The organism is Nocardiopsis coralli, from assembly GCF_014892575.1.
Taxonomy (GTDB): Bacteria; Actinomycetota; Actinomycetes; order Streptosporangiales; family Streptosporangiaceae; genus Nocardiopsis; species Nocardiopsis coralli.
Map to the genome: position 1 here is coordinate 131,476 of NZ_JADBGI010000012.1, position 16,510 is coordinate 147,985.

The window sequence follows — 16,510 nt, forward strand, 5'->3', positions numbered from 1 at the left end:
GGAAGAAGATGACCGACCTGATCGACGCAGTCCTGTCCGGCGCCACAGGCGGCGAGCTCGACTCCCTCCACCTGCCCGACACTTACCGCGCCGCCTACCTGCGCCGCGAGGACGACGACATGTTCGGCGACGACCCCGAGCCCGACGTGCGGCGCTCCCTGCGGGTCGGCCCGGTCCCCATGCCCGAACCCGCACCCGACGAGGTCGTGGTCGCCGTGATGGCCTCCGCGATCAACTTCAACACCGTCTGGTCCGCGCTCTTCCAACCGATGTCGACCTTCCGGTTCCTGGAACGGTTCGGCCGCCAGGACCGCTGGGCCGCCCGGCACGACCGCGACCACCAGGTGGTCGGCTCCGACGCCTCGGGGATCGTGGTGCGCGCCGGTGCCGGGGTGCGGCGCTGGTCCCCCGGCGACCGGGTGGTGGTCTCGCCCGCCTACATCGACACCGACGACCCGCGTGCCTCCCAGGACGGCATGGTCGCCGACCAGAAGGCGTGGGGTTTCGAGACCAACTTCGGCGGGCTCGCCGACTTCACCGTGGTCAAGGCCAGCCAGCTCCTGCCCAAACCGCGCCACCTGACGTGGGAGGAGTCCGCGGCCAACACACTCTGCGCGATGACCGCCTACCGCATGCTCGTCGGCCCGCACGGAGCCCGCATGAAACAGGGCGACGTGGTGCTGATCTGGGGCGCGGCCGGGGGCCTGGGCGCCTACGCCGTGCAGATGGTGCGCAACGGCGGCGGGATCCCGGTGGGTGTGGTCAGCTCCGAGCAGAAGGCCGAGCTGCTGCGCCGGCTCGGCTGCGAGGTGGTGCTGGACCGCCGGGACTTCGCGGGCGGGCCCGACGGGTGGTCGGACCCCCGGGCGCGCAAAGGGATGGGCCGGGAGATCCGGCGGCGGACCGGCGAGGACCCGCACATCGTCTTCGAGCACAGCGGCCGCGAGACCTTCGACGCCTCGGTGTTCCTCGCCCGCACCGGCGGAACCGTGGTGACCTGCGGGTCCAGCAGCGGCTACCGGCACACCTACGACAACCGGTACCTGTGGATGAACCTCAAGAGGGTCGTGGGCAGCCACGGCGCCAACCACGCCGAGGCGGCCGAGGTCACCCGCCTGTTCGACCTGGGGATGCTGGTACCGGCGCTGTCGGCCGTCTACCCGTTGGAGGAGGTCGGCGGAGCGACCCGGGCCGTGCAGCGGGGTGAGCACACGGGCAAGGTCGCGGTCCGCTGTCTGGCACCGCGCGAGGGCCTGGGGGTGGACGACCCGGACGCGCGGTTGCGGGTCGGGGAGGACCGGCTCTCCCTGTTCCGCAAGTTCTAGGGTCCGGCGGCCGGATCGGTCCCGGGACCGATCCGGCCCGACAGGCTCAGCACCCGCAGCGCCGCCTCCATCTCGAAACGCTGGTCGGTGTCGTTCAGGCGGTCGCCGAACAGCTCCTCCAGCTGGCGCAGCCGGTAGCGGACCGTCTGCGGGTGCACATGCAGCAGGACGGCGACCTTCTTGGCGTTGAACCCGCACTGCAGCCAGGCCAGGAGCGTCTCCGAGAGGCGTTCGCGCTGGGCGCTGCGGAGTTCGTGCAGCGGGGACAGGCGCAGGGAGATCATCGTCCGCATGAGCTCCTCGTCGCGGAACAGGAGTGAGGCGGCCAGGTGGTCGACCCAGCGCACGACCCCCTCGGCGGGGACATAACCCGCACTGACCAGCGAGAGCGTGTCCCTGGCCCGGCACAGGGACGTCGCGGCGTCGGTCACCTCCACGGTGGGGCCGACCGCGGCGTGCCAGCCGCGCAGCACGTTGCCGAGGCTCTGGATCCGGCCCGGACCGTCCGGGTCGGGGACCACCAGACAGGGGTCGACCCGGTTGAAGTCGCAGAGCACGTCCGAGGGCAGGGTCGGTGGCGGCTCGGTCTCGACCTTGCGCCCGCCGAGGGCGATCACCGCCACCTGCGCGGGCAGGCGCCACTCGGCGGCCAGGGCCAGCTCCGCGACCGCCTCCGGTGAGGGTGCGCTGTCGGACAACAGGAGGTTCACCAACCTGCCCCTGCGTCTGCGCAGCTCGCCCGAGACCTGTGCCTGGGCCTGGTTGTAACCGACCATGGCGGCCCCGGCCAGCTCCTCCAGGAAGAGGAACAGCGCTTCGGCGACCGGGCCGACGTACCTCTGCGGGAACACCCGGGGGTCGGCCATCTGCACCTCGGTGATCCGGCGCCACATCATGACGGCCGCGGTGCGCATCGCCACCTGGAGGCTGTCCAGGCTGCGCCCCTCGTGCGCCTCGCCGGCGCCCAGGGAGCGGAACCGTTCACGGAAGCCGTCGTCCGGGGGGCCGGTGGTGCCGACCCGTGCCAGGAAGGCCTCGAACGCCTCCGCCACGGCCTCCCTCGTGTTGGAGAGGTAGGTGTGGTTGCCCGGCCGGGCGTACTCGGGGACCCGTTCCTGGATCCGCTCCACGACCACGTCGACCATGGGATCGAAATGGGGGCGGAGCTGGTCGGCGACCTCGGGGGGAACAAAGGCCAACGGATTGATTTCTGAATAGTCTGACGCAACCGGTGTATTCACGGCCACCTCCTCGGCAGAACCGGGAACGAGAAACCAACGTTAGCCCGCCGCACGAAAAACACTAGCTTTCCGGTACAGAGGTGTGGGCCCCGTTTTTGTCACCCGCACGACAAAAAAGAGCGATCACCGGTGGGTACGGAATTCTTCGGAGCGCACTCCGGCGCCTTCGAACGACCGGGCCCTCCTCCGGGCACGGGTCCGGGGCCGCATCACCCCTTCCGTCGGGGCCCGCGCCGTGTTTGGGTGTCCTCCTGCACACGAGTGACAGGAGGGTCATGCCCGACCAGCACACGGGGCTGTTGAAGGTCCTCGGACGCGGGGACGTCCTCGCACTGTCCTTCGGGGCGATGATCGGCTTCGGCTGGATCGTCCTGACCGGTGAGTTCATCGACGCGGCGGGCCCGGGCGGCGCCGCGCTCGCGTTCGTCATCGGCGGGGTGATCATGGCCTTCGTCGGGCTCACCTACGCCGAGCTGGTCTCCGCGATGCCGCGCGCAGGCGGGGAACACCATTACGCCCTGCGGGCCATCGGCCCCAAGGGTGCACTGGTGGCCTCGTGGGCGATGGTGCTCGGGTACGTGTCCGTGGTCGCCTTCGAGGCGGTGGCGGTACCCGAGACGCTCGTGTACCTGTTCCCGGACATGGCCGTCGGCCACCTGTGGACGATCGCCGAGTACGACGTGCAGGCGAGCCTGGTCGCCGTCGGCATCGTCACCGCCGTACTCATGGCGGGCGTCAACTACGTGGGGATCCGCCCCGCCAGCGTCTTCCAGGTCGTCGCGGTGCTGTTCCTGGTCGGGATCGGCGCGGTGATGGTCGCCGGTTCCGCCGTCGGCGGGTCCGCCGAGAACATGGACCCGCTCTTCACCGGCGGCGTCTCCGGCATGTTCGTCGTCCTGGTGGCGGTGCCGTTCCTGTTCGTCGGCTTCGACGTGATCCCGCAGTCGGCCTCGGAGATCAAGATCCCCTACCGCCTCGTGGGCGGGCTGCTGGTGATCTCGGTGTTCTGCGCGACCGCCTGGTACGTGATGGTCATGCTCACCGCCGGTTCGGGTCTGTCCCCCTCGGCCCTGCTCGAGTCCGAACTGGCCTCCGCCGACGCCGTGGGCGCGTTGTGGCAGAGCCGGACGGCAGCGAACCTGGTGGTGCTCGGCGGGATCGCGGGGCTGCTCACCAGCTGGAACGCGTTCCTCATCGGGGGCAGTCGGCTGCTGTTCGCCATGGGCCGCTCGGGGATGGTGCCGACGTGGTTCGGGCGGCTGCACCCGCGCTACCGCACACCCTCCAACGCGATCCTGTTCATCGGGGCGCTGTCGGTCGTCGCCCCGTTCTTCGGCGACCCGATGCTGGTGTGGCTGAGCAACGCCGGCGCGTTCAACATCGTCGTCGCCTACCTGGCGGTCGTCGTGTGCTTCCTCGTGCTGCGCCGCCGCGAACCGGACATGGAACGCCCGTTCCGGGTGCCCGCCGGGACCCCGGTCGGTGTGGTCGCGTTCGTGCTCGCCTTCGGGCTGTTCCTGCTCTACCTGCCCGGTATGCCCGCAGCGCTGTCGTGGCCCGAGGAGTGGCCGATGGTGCTCGTGTGGTGGATCGCGGGCGTGCTGCTGCTCCTGCGCCTGCCGCGCGTGCGCCCGGGGGCCGACGCCGAGGAACGCCTCCTCGAAGCGCTGCGTGCCCGCAAGGGGGCCTCCCCACCTCCGTGATGCCGCGGGGCCTCGGAGGGCCCGGGGATCTTGCTACTGGGGCCGGGTTCAGCGCCGAAGTCGGCTCTGGTAGCAAGATCCCCGGGGGTCGGGCCTCAGGTGCGGTCGGAGTGCCAGCGGCGCAGGCGCGCCACGGCCTCGTCGAGCACCTCGTCCTGCTTGCAGAAGGCGAAGCGCAGCAGGTGCGCGCCCTCCTCCTCGTGGTCGTAGAAGACCTTCGCGGGCACGGCGGCGACCCCGGCCTCGCGCGGCAGGGCGCGGGCGAGGTCCTCGCCGTCGGAGTACCCGAGGGGCCGGATGTCGGCCATGAGGAAGTAGGTTCCCTCACACGGGCGCACGTCGAACCCGGTCTCCACCAGGCCCTCCGCGAGCCGGTCGCGCTTGCGCTGCAACGCGTCGCGCTGCTGCTCCACCCACTTCTCCTCGTTCTCGAACGCGTCGGCGATCGCCATCTGCAGCGCGCCGTTGGCCGAGAACGTGAGGAACTGGTTGACCGTGCGCGCGGCCCGAACCAGGGGTTCGGGGCCCATGACCCAACCGGTCTTCCACCCCGTCACGGCGAACGTCTTGCCCACCGACGAGATCGACAGGGTGCGTTCGGCCATGCCCGGCAGCGTCGCCAGCGGCACGTGCGGCGCGCCGTCGAAGGTCAGGAACTCGTACACCTCGTCGGTGACGGCGATGAGGTCGTGCTCGCGGCAGACCTTCGCGATCTCCTCCAGCTCGGAGGCGTCGAAGACCGCACCGGTCGGGTTGTGCGGGGTGTTCACCATGACCACGCGCGTGCGTGGCCCGACGGCGGCGTTCAGCTCGGCGGGGTCGAAGGTGAAACGCCCCGTGGTGTCGTCGCGGCGCAGCGGTACGGGCTTGCGCACGCCGCCCGCCAGGCTGATGACGGCGGCGTAGGAGTCGTACATCGGCTCGAAGACCACGACCTCGTCGCCCGGCTCCACCAGGGACAGCAGCGACGCGGCGATGCCGCCGGTCGCGCCCACGGTGATGTAGACCTGCGTCTCGGGGTCGAGGTCGATGCCGTGCCGGCGCGAGCGGTACCGGGCCACGGCCTCGCGCAGCTCCGGGCGTCCCGGCCCGGGCGGGTACTGGTTCACCCCCTCGAGCACGTACCGGTTGGCGCCCTCCAGCAAGGAGCGGGGCCCGTCGGTGTCGGGGAAGCCCTGCCCGAGGTTGACCGACTTGGTCTCGGTGGCCAGGCGCGTCATCTCGGCGAAGATCGTCTCGCCGTAGGAGCGCATTCTCTCGATCAGCGGTTCATCCACATCACGAGCGTATCGACAGCGGAACGGGGGCCGACCATCCGGTCGGCCCCCGTTCCGCGTTCTGCCCGCTCGGTCGGGGTGCTCAGAGCAGCAGGCTCAGCACCACCCACACCACGGGGCCCGCGATGAGCAGCGAGTCCATGCGGTCCATGATGCCGCCGTGGCCAGGCATGAACCGGCCCATGTCCTTGATGCCGAGGTCGCGCTTGAGCAGCGACTCGATGAGGTCGCCGACGGTCGCGGCGGCCACCACGGCCAGCCCCAGGACCACGCCGACCCACCAGTGGCCGTCCAGCATCAGCGTCACGCACAGGGCACCCGCGATCGCGCAGGCCAGGACGGAACCGCCGAAGCCCTCCCACGTCTTGTTCGGGCTGATCACCGGCGCCATCTTGTGGCTGCCCAGCAGGATCCCGGCGAAGTACCCGCCGATGTCGCTGGAGATCGTCACGACGATGAAGGTGACCAGCCAGAACTGTCCGTCGCCCGGGTGGGACACGAGCAGCTGCCACGTGGCCAGCAGGAACGGCAGGTACATCAGGGTGAACATGTTCGCGGCGGAATCGGCCGCGAAGCCGTCCGCGCCGCCGCGCAGCCGCCACGACAGGGCGACCACCGCGGTCAACGCCGTCACCCCGAGCAGCACCGCGGTACCGCCGAAGTACGCGGCGGGCTGCATCGCCACACCGCCCACGGCCAGCGGCACCAGGGCCAGGCGCACGTCCTTGCGTCCGAACGCGCGGCTGAGTTCGCGCAGCCCCAGCAGCACCGCGATCGAGGTGATGATGGTGAACAGCTGCGGCCAGGGGAAGATCGAGAAGAACACGAGAGCGCCGAGTACGACGCCGCTCGCGATGGCCACCGGGAGGTTGCGGCCGGTGCGCACCGGCTCGCCCCCCGGCTTGTGCAGCACGAAACGCTGCCCGTCGGCCTGGTCGGAATCGGCGTGCGATCCCTCGTCGGGTCTGTGCTCCGGCGAGTGCTCGCCACCTCCGGAGCCGGCGGAAGGTTTCGTCACTGGCTAGACCTCGAGGAGTTCCGATTCCTTGTGCTTGAGCAGCTCGTCGACGCCGGCGACGTGCTTCTGCGCCAGTTCGTCGAGCTCGCCCTGAGCACGGTGGGCCTCGTCCTCACCCAGGTCGCCGGCCTTGACCGCCTTCTCCAGGGTGTCCTTGGCGCGGCGCCGCACGTTGCGGATCGAGACGCGGGCGTCCTCCGCCTTGCTGCGCGCGACCTTGACGTACTCCTTGCGGCGCTCCTCGGACAGCTCCGGGAACACCACGCGGATGATCTGGCCGTCGTCGGACGGGTTCACGCCCAGGTCGCTGTTGCGGATCGCGTTGATGATGTTGGTGCGCGCGCTCACGTCGAACGGCGAGATGACCACCATGCGCGGCTCGGGAACCGAGAAGGAGGCCAGCTGGTTGATCGGCGTGGTCGCACCGTAGTAGTCGACGGTGATCTTGTTGAAGGTCGCCGGGGTGGGACGGCCCGTACGGATGGTCGCGAAGTCCTCCTTCGCGACACCGAGGGCCTTCTCCATCTTCTCTTCGGCCTCGAGGAGGGTTTCTTCGGTCATTGTGGCGCTCCCGGAACTCGACTGGGTGTTCGGTTGGCTGGGTGGCCCCGCGGACCTGGGCCAGGGCGTCAGGACGCGGACGGGCCGACGATGGTGCCGATCTTCTCACCGCGGACCGCACGCAGGATGTTGCCCTGGCTCATCAGGTCGAACACCACGATCGGCAGGCCGTTGTCCATGCACAGGCTGACCGCGGTCGCGTCCATGACCCTCAGGCCGCGGGTGAGGACCTCGTTGTAGTTGAGCTTGTCGAACTTGACCGCGTCGGAGTTGCGCTGCGGGTCGGAGTCGTAGACCCCGTCGACCTGGGTGCCCTTGAGCACGGCCTGGGCACCGATCTCCAGCGCGCGCTGAGCGGCCGTCGTGTCGGTGGAGAAGAAGGGTGCGCCCAGACCGGCACCGAAGATGACCACACGGCCCTTCTCCAGGTGGCGGACGGCGCGGCGGGGGATGTAGGCCTCGGCGACCTGGCTCATGTGGATCGCGGTCTGCACACGCGTGTCCACACCCAGGCGCTCCAGGAAGTCCTGCAGGGCGAGGCAGTTGATGACCGTCCCGAGCATGCCCATGTAGTCGGCCCGGCCGCGCTCCATGCCGCCCTCGGTGAGCTGCACACCGCGGAACATGTTGCCGCCGCCGACGACGACGGAGACCTGGATGCCCTCGGAGACCGCTTCGGCGATGGACTCGGCGACGTACTGCACGATCTCGGGGTCGATCCCCAGATCGCCGCCGCCCGCGAACGCCTCCCCGGAAAGCTTGAGCATGACCCGTTTCCAACCGGAGTCGTGCATGGCGGGTTCGGTGTTCGTCTCTTCCGTCACGGCCTGAGGCCTCCCTTGTCGTCCCCGCACGGTGCGGGGTCCCCCGAGTGTCTGTCGCGGCCGGGCGCACACGGCGCCGAGACCCGCCCTGATCGTCGCGGCCCCGACACGTACAGCGCCGAAATCCGCCTTTGGCCCTGCTCGGCGGACACCGATAACCACGGAAGGCGCCCACCGAACAGGGCCTGATCCACCAAAGGTGCCGGGGAGATCTCTCCCCGGCACCTCCATCATGTCAACGCTCCTAGGCCTGGCCGACCTTGAAGCGGACGAAGCGCTTGACGGTGACGCCCGCCTCGTCGACGACGTTCTGCACCGTCTTCTTGTTCTCCTTCACGAAGGCCTGGCCCAGCAGGGTGACCTCCTTGAAGTAACCGTTGAGGCGGCCCTCGACGATCTTGGGGATCGCCTGCTCGGGCTTGCCCTCCTCGCGGGTGGTCTGCTCGGCGATCGCGCGCTCGTGCTCGACCACGTCGGCGGGGACCTCGTCCTTGCTGACGTACTTGGGAGCCATGGCGGCGATCTGCTGCGCGAGGTCCTTGCCCAGCTCCTCGTCGGCCTTGTCCAGCTCGACCAGGACGCCCATGGTCGGGGGCAGGTCCGGGTCGGACTTGTGGAGGTAGGTCGCGACGTAGGTGCCGTCGAAGGTGGCGACGTGGCTGAGCTCGAGCTTCTCGCCGATGACCGCGCTCTTGCCCTCGATGTAGTCCTGCAGGCTCTTGCCGGACTCGATCTCGGCGGCCTTGACGGCGGCGAGGTCGTCGCTGTCCTGGGCGGCGACGAAGTCGGCGACCTCGTTGGCCAGGGCGATGAACTGGTCGTTCTTGGCGACGAAGTCGGTCTCGCAGTTGAGCTCGACCAGCGTGGCCTTGCCCTCGCTCGCCTGCTTGAGGACGACGGTGCCCTGGGCGGCGGTGCGCTCGGCGCGCTTGCCGACGTCCTTGGCGCCCTTGACGCGCAGGGCCTCGACGGCCTGGTCGAAGTCGCCGTCGGCCTCGGTCAGGGCCTTCTTGCAGGCCATCATGCCCGCACCGGTCATGTCGCGCAGCTTCTTGACGTCCGCGGCGCTGAAGTTCGCCATTGTCGGAATTTCCCTCGGAAGTGAAAGTCTGTGATGGACGGGGCGGGTACACCCGCCCCAGTTGCCGCCCCGCCCGAGGGGCGGGGCGGCGGCGAAACCGTTCGGCTGGTGCCGGCCGGGGACTAGGCCTCGGAGGCCTTCTCGGCGGCGTCGCCCTCGGGCGCCTGCTCGGGGGCGTCGACCGGGGACTCCTCGGCGGCGGCCTCGGCCGGGGCCTCGGCAGCGACCTCGTCGTTCGGGGCGACGGTCGGGGTCTCCTCCGGAGCGGCCTCGGCGGCGGCTTCCTTCGGGGCGGCCTCCTTGCCCTCGAGGAGCTCGCGCTCCCACTCGGCGAGGGGCTCCTCGTCGGCCTTCTGCTCGCCCGAGCCCTCGGCGGAGGCGCCGGAGCGGACCAGCAGACCATCGGCGACGGCGTCGGCGACCACGCGGGTCAGCAGGCTGACGCTGCGGATGGCGTCGTCGTTACCCGGGATCGGGTAGTCGACCTCGTCCGGGTCGCAGTTCGTGTCCAGGATGGCCACGACCGGGATGTTCAGCTTGCGAGCCTCGCTGATCGCGATGTGCTCCTTCTTGGTGTCCACGATCCACACGGCGCTGGGCACGCGGGCCATGTCGCGGATACCGCCGAGGGTGCGCTCGAGCTTCTCCTTCTCACGGCGGAGGTTGAGCAGCTCCTTCTTGGTGAGCGTGGAGCCGGCGACGTCGTCGAAGTCGATCTCCTCCAGCTCCTTCAGGCGCTGCAGCCGCTTGTGGACCGTGGAGAAGTTCGTGAGCATGCCGCCCAGCCAACGCTGGTTGACGTAGGGCATGCCGACGCGGCGGGCCTGCTCGTCGATGGCCTCCTGCGCCTGCTTCTTCGTGCCGACGAACAGGATGGTGCCACCGTGGGCGACCGTCTGCTTGACGAACTCGTAGGCGCGGTCGATGTAGGACAGCGACTTCTGGAGGTCGATGATGTAGATGCCGTTGCGCTCCGTGAAGATGAAGCGCTTCATCTTCGGGTTCCAACGGCGGGTCTGGTGCCCGAAGTGGACGCCGCTCTCCAGGAGCTGGCGGATCGTCACGACTGTGGCCATGACCTGTCCTTCCTGCGGTGGCGGGGTACTCCCCCGCCTTCGGTTGTGCCTGACGCCCCGGCCGTGCCGCCACCCGCTCTCGCGGTGTGGACCGTAGGTCCGGCCCCTCCCCGTGGGGAGGCTCGTGGACGTGCGTAGTGTGATCGGCCCTGTGGGCCACAGATGATTCTATCCTCCGTCGGAAGCAGCCCGGACCCGCCCGTGGTCGTCCACAGATCCGGTGCACCCTCTGGCGGACCACCACCTTCCGGCAGACCCTTGTCACATGGGCCTTCTCACCCGCTGGCTACTGACCTTGTCGATCCTGCTGTTCCCTTTTTTCCCGATCCGAACCGCTGCCGCCGATACCCCCTGGCAGTGGCCCCTGGAGCCCCGTCCCGACGTGCTTCGGGGCTTCGATCCGCCCGAGCAGAGGTGGCTCGCCGGACACCTGGGAGCGGACCTGGCGGCCGAGGTGGGGCAGGCCGTCCTGGCCCCCGCCGACGGGGTGGTGCACTTCGCCGGAACGGTCGCCGGTGTGCCGCTCGTCTCGGTCGCGCACGGCGACCTGCGCACGACGTTCCTGCCGGTGAGCGCCTCGGTGGCGCGGGGCGACCCGGTGGAGGCCGGCGACGAGCTGGGGACGGTGGTGGCCGAGCCCGCCCACTGCGAGGGGCGCCCGTGCCTGCACTTCGGCCTGCTGCGGGGGTCGGTGTACCTGGATCCCCTCGGACCCCTGGGCCACGGCCCCGTGCGGCTGCTGCCCCTGCCCCGCGACGGGCCGGTGGACCCCGAACCGCCCGCCGGTACCGCGTTCCGCACACGTGCCGAGCGGCAGTGGGCTCGGGCAAGGGACGCGCGGCGATGCCCTGTGCCGCGCGGTGCGGAAGGAGAGCGGTCAGGCGCGGGGGTGAGCCTGCCGGTAGGTGTCGCGCAGGCGCTCCACCGAGACGTGGGTGTAGACCTGCGTGCTGCGCGGGCTGGCGTGGCCCAGGAACTCCTGCACCGTACGCAGGTCCGCGCCTCCGTTGAGCAGGTGCGTCGCGGCGCTGTGGCGCAGGTCGTGCGGGGCGCCGTCGACGCCTGCGACGCGCAGGTGGGCGTGCACGTCCTCGCGGGCCTGGCGCACACCCAGGCGTCCGCCGCGTGCGCCCAGGAACAGCGCGTTCCGGGAAGCTCGGGTGAGCAGGTCGGGGCGGGCCCCGGTCAGCCAGGCGTCGAGCGCGTCGAGGGCGGGGGTCCCGACGGGCACGGTGCGTTCCTTGTGGCCCTTGCCCATGACACGCACGGTCTCGCGGGCCCGGTCGAGGTCGGCCAGGTCGAGCGCGCAGAGTTCCGCGACCCGGATCCCGGTGGCGTACAGCAGCTCGACGACCGCACGGCGGCGTACGGGGATCGGGCCCTCGTCGGTGTCCGAGGTGTGGGAGAGCGCGTCGGCTGCCTGGCCCTCCTCCAGCACCGTCGGCAGGCTGCGCTGCTGGGTGGGGGCGGACAGGCGCGGCCCGGGGTCCTCGTCCAGCAGTCCCTCGCGGTTCAGGAACCGGGTGAAGGCACGCACGGCGGCGACCCGGCGGGCCAGCGTCGAGCGGCTCGCGCCCGCCTCACGTGCGCGCGAGAGCCAGGCGCGCACGAGGGGGACGTCGAGTTCGCCGAGTTCCTGGCCGGTCTCGTCGAGGTGGGCGAGCAGCGCACGCAGGTCGGCGAGGTACCCGCGGACGGTGTGCGGGGACCGCCCCAGCTCGTGGGTGAGATGGGTGCGGAACCGGTCGAGCACGCTCACCGCTCCCCCAGCGCCGCGATGCCCTCGACCTCGACGAGGTAGCGGGGGTCGACGAGCCCGCTGACCTCCACGAGGGTTCCGGCGGGCCGGTGTCCTTCGGGCAGGCAGTCCAGCAGGGCCGACCGGAACTCGTCGAGGTCGGTGACGTGGCGCAGGAAGTAGGTGAGCTTGACCAGGTCGCCGAGGTCGGCGCCGTGGTCGGCGAGGAGGCGTTCCATGTTGGCGAAGATCTGCCGGGTCTGGCCCGCGACGTCGCCGGGCACGTTGCCCTCGGGCGTTCTGGGGAGCTGACCGGAGAGGAAGAGCAGTGGGCCGTGGGCCACCAGGGCGTCACTGTACGGTTTGGCCATGGCCGCAACGTACCCGCGCGCGCCCCGGCTCTACCCCGTGCGGCGGCTGCGGCGCACCACCCCCGCGGCCAGTTCCGCACCGTCGAAGACGCCCGCGCGGGCGCGCTCGGTGAGCGTGCGGGCGACGATCCGGTCGGTGAGGCGCGGGAAGTGCCGGGCGAGGAAGAACTCCACGGCGCCCTTGCCGGTCGTGGGCAGGTCGCGGCGGACACGGCGGCTGAGCGCGGCGAGGAGCACGGTGTCGACCACGCCTTCCAGGGGTTCGTAGGTGCTCATGCCCTCCAGGGACAGCCCCGCGGCGGCGGTGGAGTCGTGGATGGGGCTGCGCACCGCCGACGGGTAGACGCACGAGACCGTGGCGTGCCCGGCCAGTTCCATGCGCAGCGCGTCGGCGTAGGCGACGAGGGCGCGTTTGGAGGCCCCGTACGCGGCGGCCAGCGGCAGCTGCAGCACGGCCATGCGCGAGGACACCATCACCACCCTTCCGCGGGAATCGGTCAGGGCCCGGGCGCACGCCGACGTGACCCGCCAGGCGCCGAGCAGGTTGAGGTCGAGCTGGCGGCGGACCTCCTCCCCCGGCGGGAGTTCGGCCGGCGCGGGACCCCCGATGCCGGCGTTGTTGACGAGCACGTCGAGCCCGCCCAGGCGTTCCAGGGCCTGCGCGGTGGCGGAGGCGACGTCGGCGTCGTCGGTGAGATCGCACGGCAGGACCTCGACGGTGTCGTCCTCGTTCGGGGCGAGGTCGAGGCCGACGACGGTGGCGCCGAGTTCGGTGAAGCGGGTGCACAGGGCGCGTCCGAACGTTCCGGAGGCGCCGGTGACGAGGACACGCAGGCCGGCGGCGCTGCGGCGTCCGCCGGAGAGCAGATCGCGGACGGGTCGGGCCATGGGGGGCTCCTCGGGTCAGGGGGTGGATGCCGGCCGGGGCCGGGGCGCGGGGCCGACGGGAAGCGGACGTCGGGCGGGCCGCGGGTCGGAACTCAGGGGACGAGTCGGCCGGTTCAGGGGCGGAACGCGACCCCGGTGCCGCGCCGGGCGCGGTCGCGGCCCGCGACGTACTCCCGCGGGAGGTCGGCGAGGTACTGGTCGAAGTCGATGCGCATCATGGGGCGCTTCTCCGGTCCCCACCGGGCGACGGCCGCACGGTGGGCGCGGGCCACGGTCCGGCGCTGTTCCGCGGGGTCGGGGAGGTGGTAGGCGCCCGCGAGGTGGGCGGCGGCGAGCTTGGACTGGACCTCGACCACCGGGAGGGCGGCGCCGGTGGACTGCATCAGGCCGACGAAGGCCAGGCCCGGGTCCCGCAGGTGGAACACACGCTTGTAGAGCGGCATGCGTTCGGGGTCGGGGCCGGTCCAGTGCTCGGCCAGGAAGGGCGTTCTGACGCGGTACCCGGTCGCCCACACGACCACGTCGACCTCGTCCGCGGTTCCGTCGGTGAAGACCACCTTGGAGCCGTCGAAGCGTTCGATGCCGGGCCTGGGCTCGATCCCGCCGTGGGTGAGCCGGTGGTGCACGGTGTCGCTGATGGTCGGGTGGTTCTGGAACAGTCCGCCCGCCGGTTCCGGGAGCCCGTAGTCCTGGGGTCGGCCGACCGCGAGGCGGAGCATGGTCTGGGCGACCCCCTGGCGCACCCGCCACGGGAGGACCGCGAGGGCGCCGCCGGTCGCGTCGGAGGGGCGGCCGAACAGGTACTTGGGCACGATGTGGGCGCCGCGGCGGGCGGAGAGCAGGGCGGGGCCGTCGGTGACGTGGGAGGCGTCCACGGCGATGTCCATGGCGGAGTTGCCCATGCCCACCACCAGGACCCGGCGGCCGCGGAAGAGCTCGGGGTCGCGGTACTCGTGGGCGTGCACCTGGGTTCCGGTGAACGTGTCGGCGCCCGGGTAGGGGGCGGGCCACCGGGGGTCCCAGTTGTGGCCGTTGGCGACCACGACGGCGTCGACGGTCTCGGTTCCGGACGAGGACCGCACCTGCCAGCCGTCCGTACCGCGTTCCACGGACGTGACGGTGCTGCCGTAGCGGATGTGCGGCCCGAGCCCGAAGCGTTCCGCGTAGTCGCCGAGGTAGCCCGCGATGCGGTCGGCGGAGGGGTAGTCCGGCCAGTGCGCGGGCATCGGGTGGTCGCGGAACTCGGTGCGGCCCTTGCTGGTGTTGAGGTGCAGGGACGCGTAGGCCGGCGAGTGCTCGGCGCCGCGGACCCAGAGGCCTCCGGGGCGGTCGGCGCGTTCGTGGGCGACGGGGTCGAGGCCGCGGTCGAGCAGGGCCTTGACGGCGGTGAGCCCAGCCGCTCCGGCCCCGATCACGGCGACGCGGGGGGTGTTGCTCATGGGGGGTGCTTCCGTCCGGTCGAGAGGTGTGCAGCAAGGTACACCAGGCGCCCCGGCCGGCCCGCGACCGCCCGGTGCCGACCTGCCGGTCGGATGCGATCGGTGGCGTTGGTCAGGGCACGGCGCGCAGGGACGCGTCGAGGGCGCTCATGAGGCGGGCGACCCGGGTCCTGCCCTCGGGGGCACGGGGGTAACGCCGGAGCACGTCCCGGAGCACGGGCCCGGCGCGTTCCCGGGCGCGTTCGATGAGCACGTCCCCGACGGCAGGATCACCGTCGGCCTCCAGCTCACCCACACGGGCCTCACACGCGGCGGCGCGCAGGATGTGCCCCACCTGCGTCGCCCTGGAGATCGGGTGCAGGTACGCGGCGGAGGCGGCGTCCCCTGCCGCTCGTGCGGCGAGGCGCGCGGCCTCGGTACCGGCCTCCTTGGCGGCGCGGTGCGCGTCCAGGGAGGAGGAACGCTGGAGCTTGGTGCGCCGCTCGCCGCCGACGAACGTCCACGCCGCGTCGAGAGCCGCACGCGGTCGGGGGTCGTCCGGGTGAGCGTGCTCGAACACGGGGAGGAGGCCCTGGGCGCTCTGCGCCGCGTAGCGGGCGACGGCGCGCAGTTCGTCCATGGTGAGCGTGAAGTCGCCGGTCACGGTGGTCATGGCCCGATTCTCCTACGGCCACACACCCGGCACCTCCCCGGACGCGGGCCCTACGTCCGGAGACCCCCGATCCCCACCCGGTTGCACGCCCCATCGTGCCAGTAGGCGAGTTCGCGCGGCTCGAAGTCCGGTGTACGCGGGGCGCGGTACGGCTCACGTGCGGGGTGTGCGCCAACCGGCGGTGCAGCGCTCCACCAGGCCGGCGGCGGCGAGCACGCCGAGGGCGCGCATCGTGCCCTCGAGGTCTCCCCCGCACTCGAGCGCGATGGAGGCGGTGCCCGCACCCGTGCGGGGCACGGCGGAGAGCACCCGTTCGGTCTCCGGCGACAGGTCGGCCTCCACGCGCACCGGCCCGGGGCTCTCCGGACCGGCGTCGTCCCCTAGGTGTTCCAGCACGTCCTCGGCGCTGGTCACGCACACCGCCCCGTGCCGCCGCAGGAGCGTGTGGCACCCCACGGACAGGGCCGAGGTCACCGGCCCCGGAACGGTCATGACCGCGCGGTCCATGGAAGCGGCGTGCGTCGCGGTGTTGAGCGCCCCGCTGCGCCGGCCCGCCTCGACGACCACGGTGCCGGGTGTGAGGGCGGCGATGAGCCGGTTCCGGACGAGGAAGTCCGGGGCGCGGGGTGTGGCGCCCAGGGGCCGTTCACTCACGAGCGCGCCCCGGCGCGCCACGTCGGCGAAGAGCCCGGCGTGCCCGCGCGGGTAGTCCACGTCCAGCCCGCACGCGAGCACCACGACGGTCGCACCGATGGCGTGGGCCGCGCGGTGTGCGGCCCCGTCGATGCCGTACGCGCCGCCGGAGACGGTGACGACGGAGTGCTCGCCCAGCGTGTAGGCCATCTCGGACGCGACGTGTTCGCCGTAGGACGTCGCGGCCCGTGCGCCCACGAGCGCCACGGAACGCAGGCAGAGGTTGCGCAGATCGCCGCCGCCGCGCACCCACAGGCCGTACGGTCCGGGGTCGAGGCCCTCCAGGCGCCCGGGCCATTCGGGGTCGCCCGGGGCCACGAACCGCACCCCCATCTCGGCGGAATCGCCCAGCAGGCCGTCCGGGTCCACGCGGCAGGCCCGGGTGCGCCACCGGTTCCAGGTGCGCTCCATGGCCGGACGCGCGTCCGGGTCGGCCTCGGTGTCCACGCTGTCGGTGTCGGGAGGCCCCTCTCCCGACGCCAGGGCCGCCCACACCCGTGCGGCCCCGTGCTCGGCCAGGAGGTCGGTCAGCCACGTGTTGCCCGGGCCGCACACGGCCGTCAGGCAGGCCCGCGCCCGCACCTCGTCGTCCCGCTCACCCATCCCCACTCCTCTCGGTCCAC

15 protein-coding genes and 1 pseudogene are annotated in these 16,510 nt (G+C 71.7%); 3 read left to right on the forward strand and 13 right to left on the reverse strand.

What is annotated here, in order from left to right; translation table 11 throughout:
• The first annotated feature begins 8 nt into the window (after positions 1-8).
• Entirely contained in the window at positions 9-1,325 is a 1,317-nt protein-coding gene (gene ccrA / locus IDM40_RS15205) for a crotonyl-CoA carboxylase/reductase (RefSeq protein ID WP_193122663.1), read from the forward strand.
• Here the strand turns inward: ccrA and IDM40_RS15210 are convergent.
• Positions 1,322-2,524 (reverse strand): PucR family transcriptional regulator, encoded by a 1,203-nt coding sequence (locus tag IDM40_RS15210; RefSeq protein ID WP_235997611.1) that lies wholly within the window; start codon positions 2,522-2,524, stop codon positions 1,322-1,324. The genes ccrA and IDM40_RS15210 overlap by 4 nt on opposite strands.
• Positions 2,525-2,841: 317 nt before the next feature.
• Here IDM40_RS15210 and IDM40_RS15215 point away from each other — a divergent pair, with 317 nt between their 5' ends.
• Positions 2,842-4,269: an APC family permease gene (locus tag IDM40_RS15215; RefSeq protein WP_193122664.1), complete on the forward strand. Its 1,428-nt coding sequence runs from the start codon at positions 2,842-2,844 to the stop codon at positions 4,267-4,269.
• 95 nt (positions 4,270-4,364) lie between these two features.
• On the opposite strand, the gene IDM40_RS15220 is transcribed toward IDM40_RS15215, so the two are convergent.
• The 6 genes from IDM40_RS15220 to rpsB form a co-directional block, all read right to left on the reverse strand.
• The gene (locus IDM40_RS15220; RefSeq protein WP_193122665.1) at positions 4,365-5,546 is read right to left on the reverse strand and encodes a pyridoxal phosphate-dependent aminotransferase; all 1,182 of its coding nucleotides are present in this window, start codon (positions 5,544-5,546) and stop codon (positions 4,365-4,367) included.
• Positions 5,547-5,628: 82 nt separating this feature from the next.
• Positions 5,629-6,564, reverse strand: coding sequence for a phosphatidate cytidylyltransferase (locus tag IDM40_RS15225; protein ID WP_193122666.1), 936 nt, complete (start codon positions 6,562-6,564; stop codon positions 5,629-5,631).
• A gap of 3 nt (positions 6,565-6,567) precedes the next feature.
• Positions 6,568-7,125 carry a ribosome recycling factor gene (gene frr / locus IDM40_RS15230; protein ID WP_193122667.1) on the reverse strand — a complete coding sequence of 186 codons (558 nt, stop codon included), beginning with the start codon at positions 7,123-7,125 and terminating at the stop codon, positions 6,568-6,570.
• Between the two features lie 68 nt (positions 7,126-7,193).
• Positions 7,194-7,919 (reverse strand): UMP kinase, encoded by a 726-nt coding sequence (gene pyrH / locus IDM40_RS15235; protein ID WP_216630862.1) that lies wholly within the window; start codon positions 7,917-7,919, stop codon positions 7,194-7,196.
• Positions 7,920-8,193: 274 nt separating this feature from the next.
• A complete protein-coding gene (gene tsf, locus IDM40_RS15240; protein ID WP_193122669.1) occupies positions 8,194-9,030 on the reverse strand; it encodes a translation elongation factor Ts in 837 nt (278 codons plus the stop codon).
• A gap of 122 nt (positions 9,031-9,152) precedes the next feature.
• Positions 9,153-10,106: a 30S ribosomal protein S2 gene (gene rpsB, locus IDM40_RS15245; protein ID WP_193122670.1), complete on the reverse strand. Its 954-nt coding sequence runs from the start codon at positions 10,104-10,106 to the stop codon at positions 9,153-9,155.
• A 265-nt stretch (positions 10,107-10,371) separates the two neighbouring features.
• Here rpsB and IDM40_RS15250 point away from each other — a divergent pair.
• Positions 10,372-10,800 (forward strand): annotated as a pseudogene (locus IDM40_RS15250) (M23 family metallopeptidase); the annotation flags it as partial.
• 183 nt (positions 10,801-10,983) lie between these two features.
• On the opposite strand, the gene IDM40_RS15255 reads toward IDM40_RS15250, so the two are convergent.
• The 6 genes from IDM40_RS15255 to IDM40_RS15280 all read right to left on the reverse strand — a co-directional run bounded on the left by IDM40_RS15255 (position 10,984) and on the right by IDM40_RS15280 (position 16,490).
• Positions 10,984-11,865 carry a tyrosine recombinase XerC gene (locus tag IDM40_RS15255; RefSeq protein WP_193122671.1) on the reverse strand — a complete coding sequence of 294 codons (882 nt, stop codon included), beginning with the start codon at positions 11,863-11,865 and terminating at the stop codon, positions 10,984-10,986.
• Positions 11,862-12,215, reverse strand: a complete 354-nt coding sequence (locus IDM40_RS15260; RefSeq protein WP_193122672.1) for a RidA family protein — start codon at positions 12,213-12,215, stop codon at positions 11,862-11,864. The genes IDM40_RS15255 and IDM40_RS15260 overlap by 4 nt, the downstream gene beginning before the upstream one ends.
• A gap of 30 nt (positions 12,216-12,245) precedes the next feature.
• On the reverse strand, positions 12,246-13,103 hold the full coding sequence (locus IDM40_RS15265) for an SDR family NAD(P)-dependent oxidoreductase (RefSeq protein ID WP_193122673.1): 858 nt from the start codon (positions 13,101-13,103) through the stop codon (positions 12,246-12,248).
• 113 nt (positions 13,104-13,216) lie between these two features.
• Positions 13,217-14,542 carry a flavin-containing monooxygenase gene (locus IDM40_RS15270; RefSeq protein WP_193122674.1) on the reverse strand — a complete coding sequence of 442 codons (1,326 nt, stop codon included), beginning with the start codon at positions 14,540-14,542 and terminating at the stop codon, positions 13,217-13,219.
• A 112-nt stretch (positions 14,543-14,654) separates the two neighbouring features.
• On the reverse strand, positions 14,655-15,194 hold the full coding sequence (locus tag IDM40_RS15275) for a putative immunity protein (RefSeq protein WP_193122675.1): 540 nt from the start codon (positions 15,192-15,194) through the stop codon (positions 14,655-14,657).
• 153 nt (positions 15,195-15,347) lie between these two features.
• Positions 15,348-16,490, reverse strand: coding sequence for a DNA-processing protein DprA (locus tag IDM40_RS15280; RefSeq protein ID WP_193122676.1), 1,143 nt, complete (start codon positions 16,488-16,490; stop codon positions 15,348-15,350).
• Between the last annotated feature and the right edge of the window lie 20 nt (positions 16,491-16,510).

Bases quoted from the DNA above. Each gene is read 5' to 3' on its own strand.
- ccrA (WP_193122663.1), top strand. From the start codon at position 9: ATGACCGACCTGATCGACGCAGTCCTGTCCGGCGCCACAGGCGGCGAG.
- IDM40_RS15215 (WP_193122664.1), top strand. From the start codon at position 2,842: ATGCCCGACCAGCACACGGGGCTGTTGAAGGTCCTCGGACGCGGGGAC.
- frr (WP_193122667.1), bottom strand. From the start codon at position 7,125: ATGACCGAAGAAACCCTCCTCGAGGCCGAAGAGAAGATGGAGAAGGCC.
- pyrH (WP_216630862.1), bottom strand. From the start codon at position 7,919: ATGCACGACTCCGGTTGGAAACGGGTCATGCTCAAGCTTTCCGGGGAG.
- tsf (WP_193122669.1), bottom strand. From the start codon at position 9,030: ATGGCGAACTTCAGCGCCGCGGACGTCAAGAAGCTGCGCGACATGACC.
- rpsB (WP_193122670.1), bottom strand. From the start codon at position 10,106: ATGGCCACAGTCGTGACGATCCGCCAGCTCCTGGAGAGCGGCGTCCAC.
- IDM40_RS15260 (WP_193122672.1), bottom strand. From the start codon at position 12,215: ATGGCCAAACCGTACAGTGACGCCCTGGTGGCCCACGGCCCACTGCTC.
- IDM40_RS15265 (WP_193122673.1), bottom strand. From the start codon at position 13,103: ATGGCCCGACCCGTCCGCGATCTGCTCTCCGGCGGACGCCGCAGCGCC.
- IDM40_RS15270 (WP_193122674.1), bottom strand. From the start codon at position 14,542: ATGAGCAACACCCCCCGCGTCGCCGTGATCGGGGCCGGAGCGGCTGGG.
- IDM40_RS15275 (WP_193122675.1), bottom strand. From the start codon at position 15,194: ATGACCACCGTGACCGGCGACTTCACGCTCACCATGGACGAACTGCGC.
- IDM40_RS15280 (WP_193122676.1), bottom strand. From the start codon at position 16,490: ATGGGTGAGCGGGACGACGAGGTGCGGGCGCGGGCCTGCCTGACGGCC.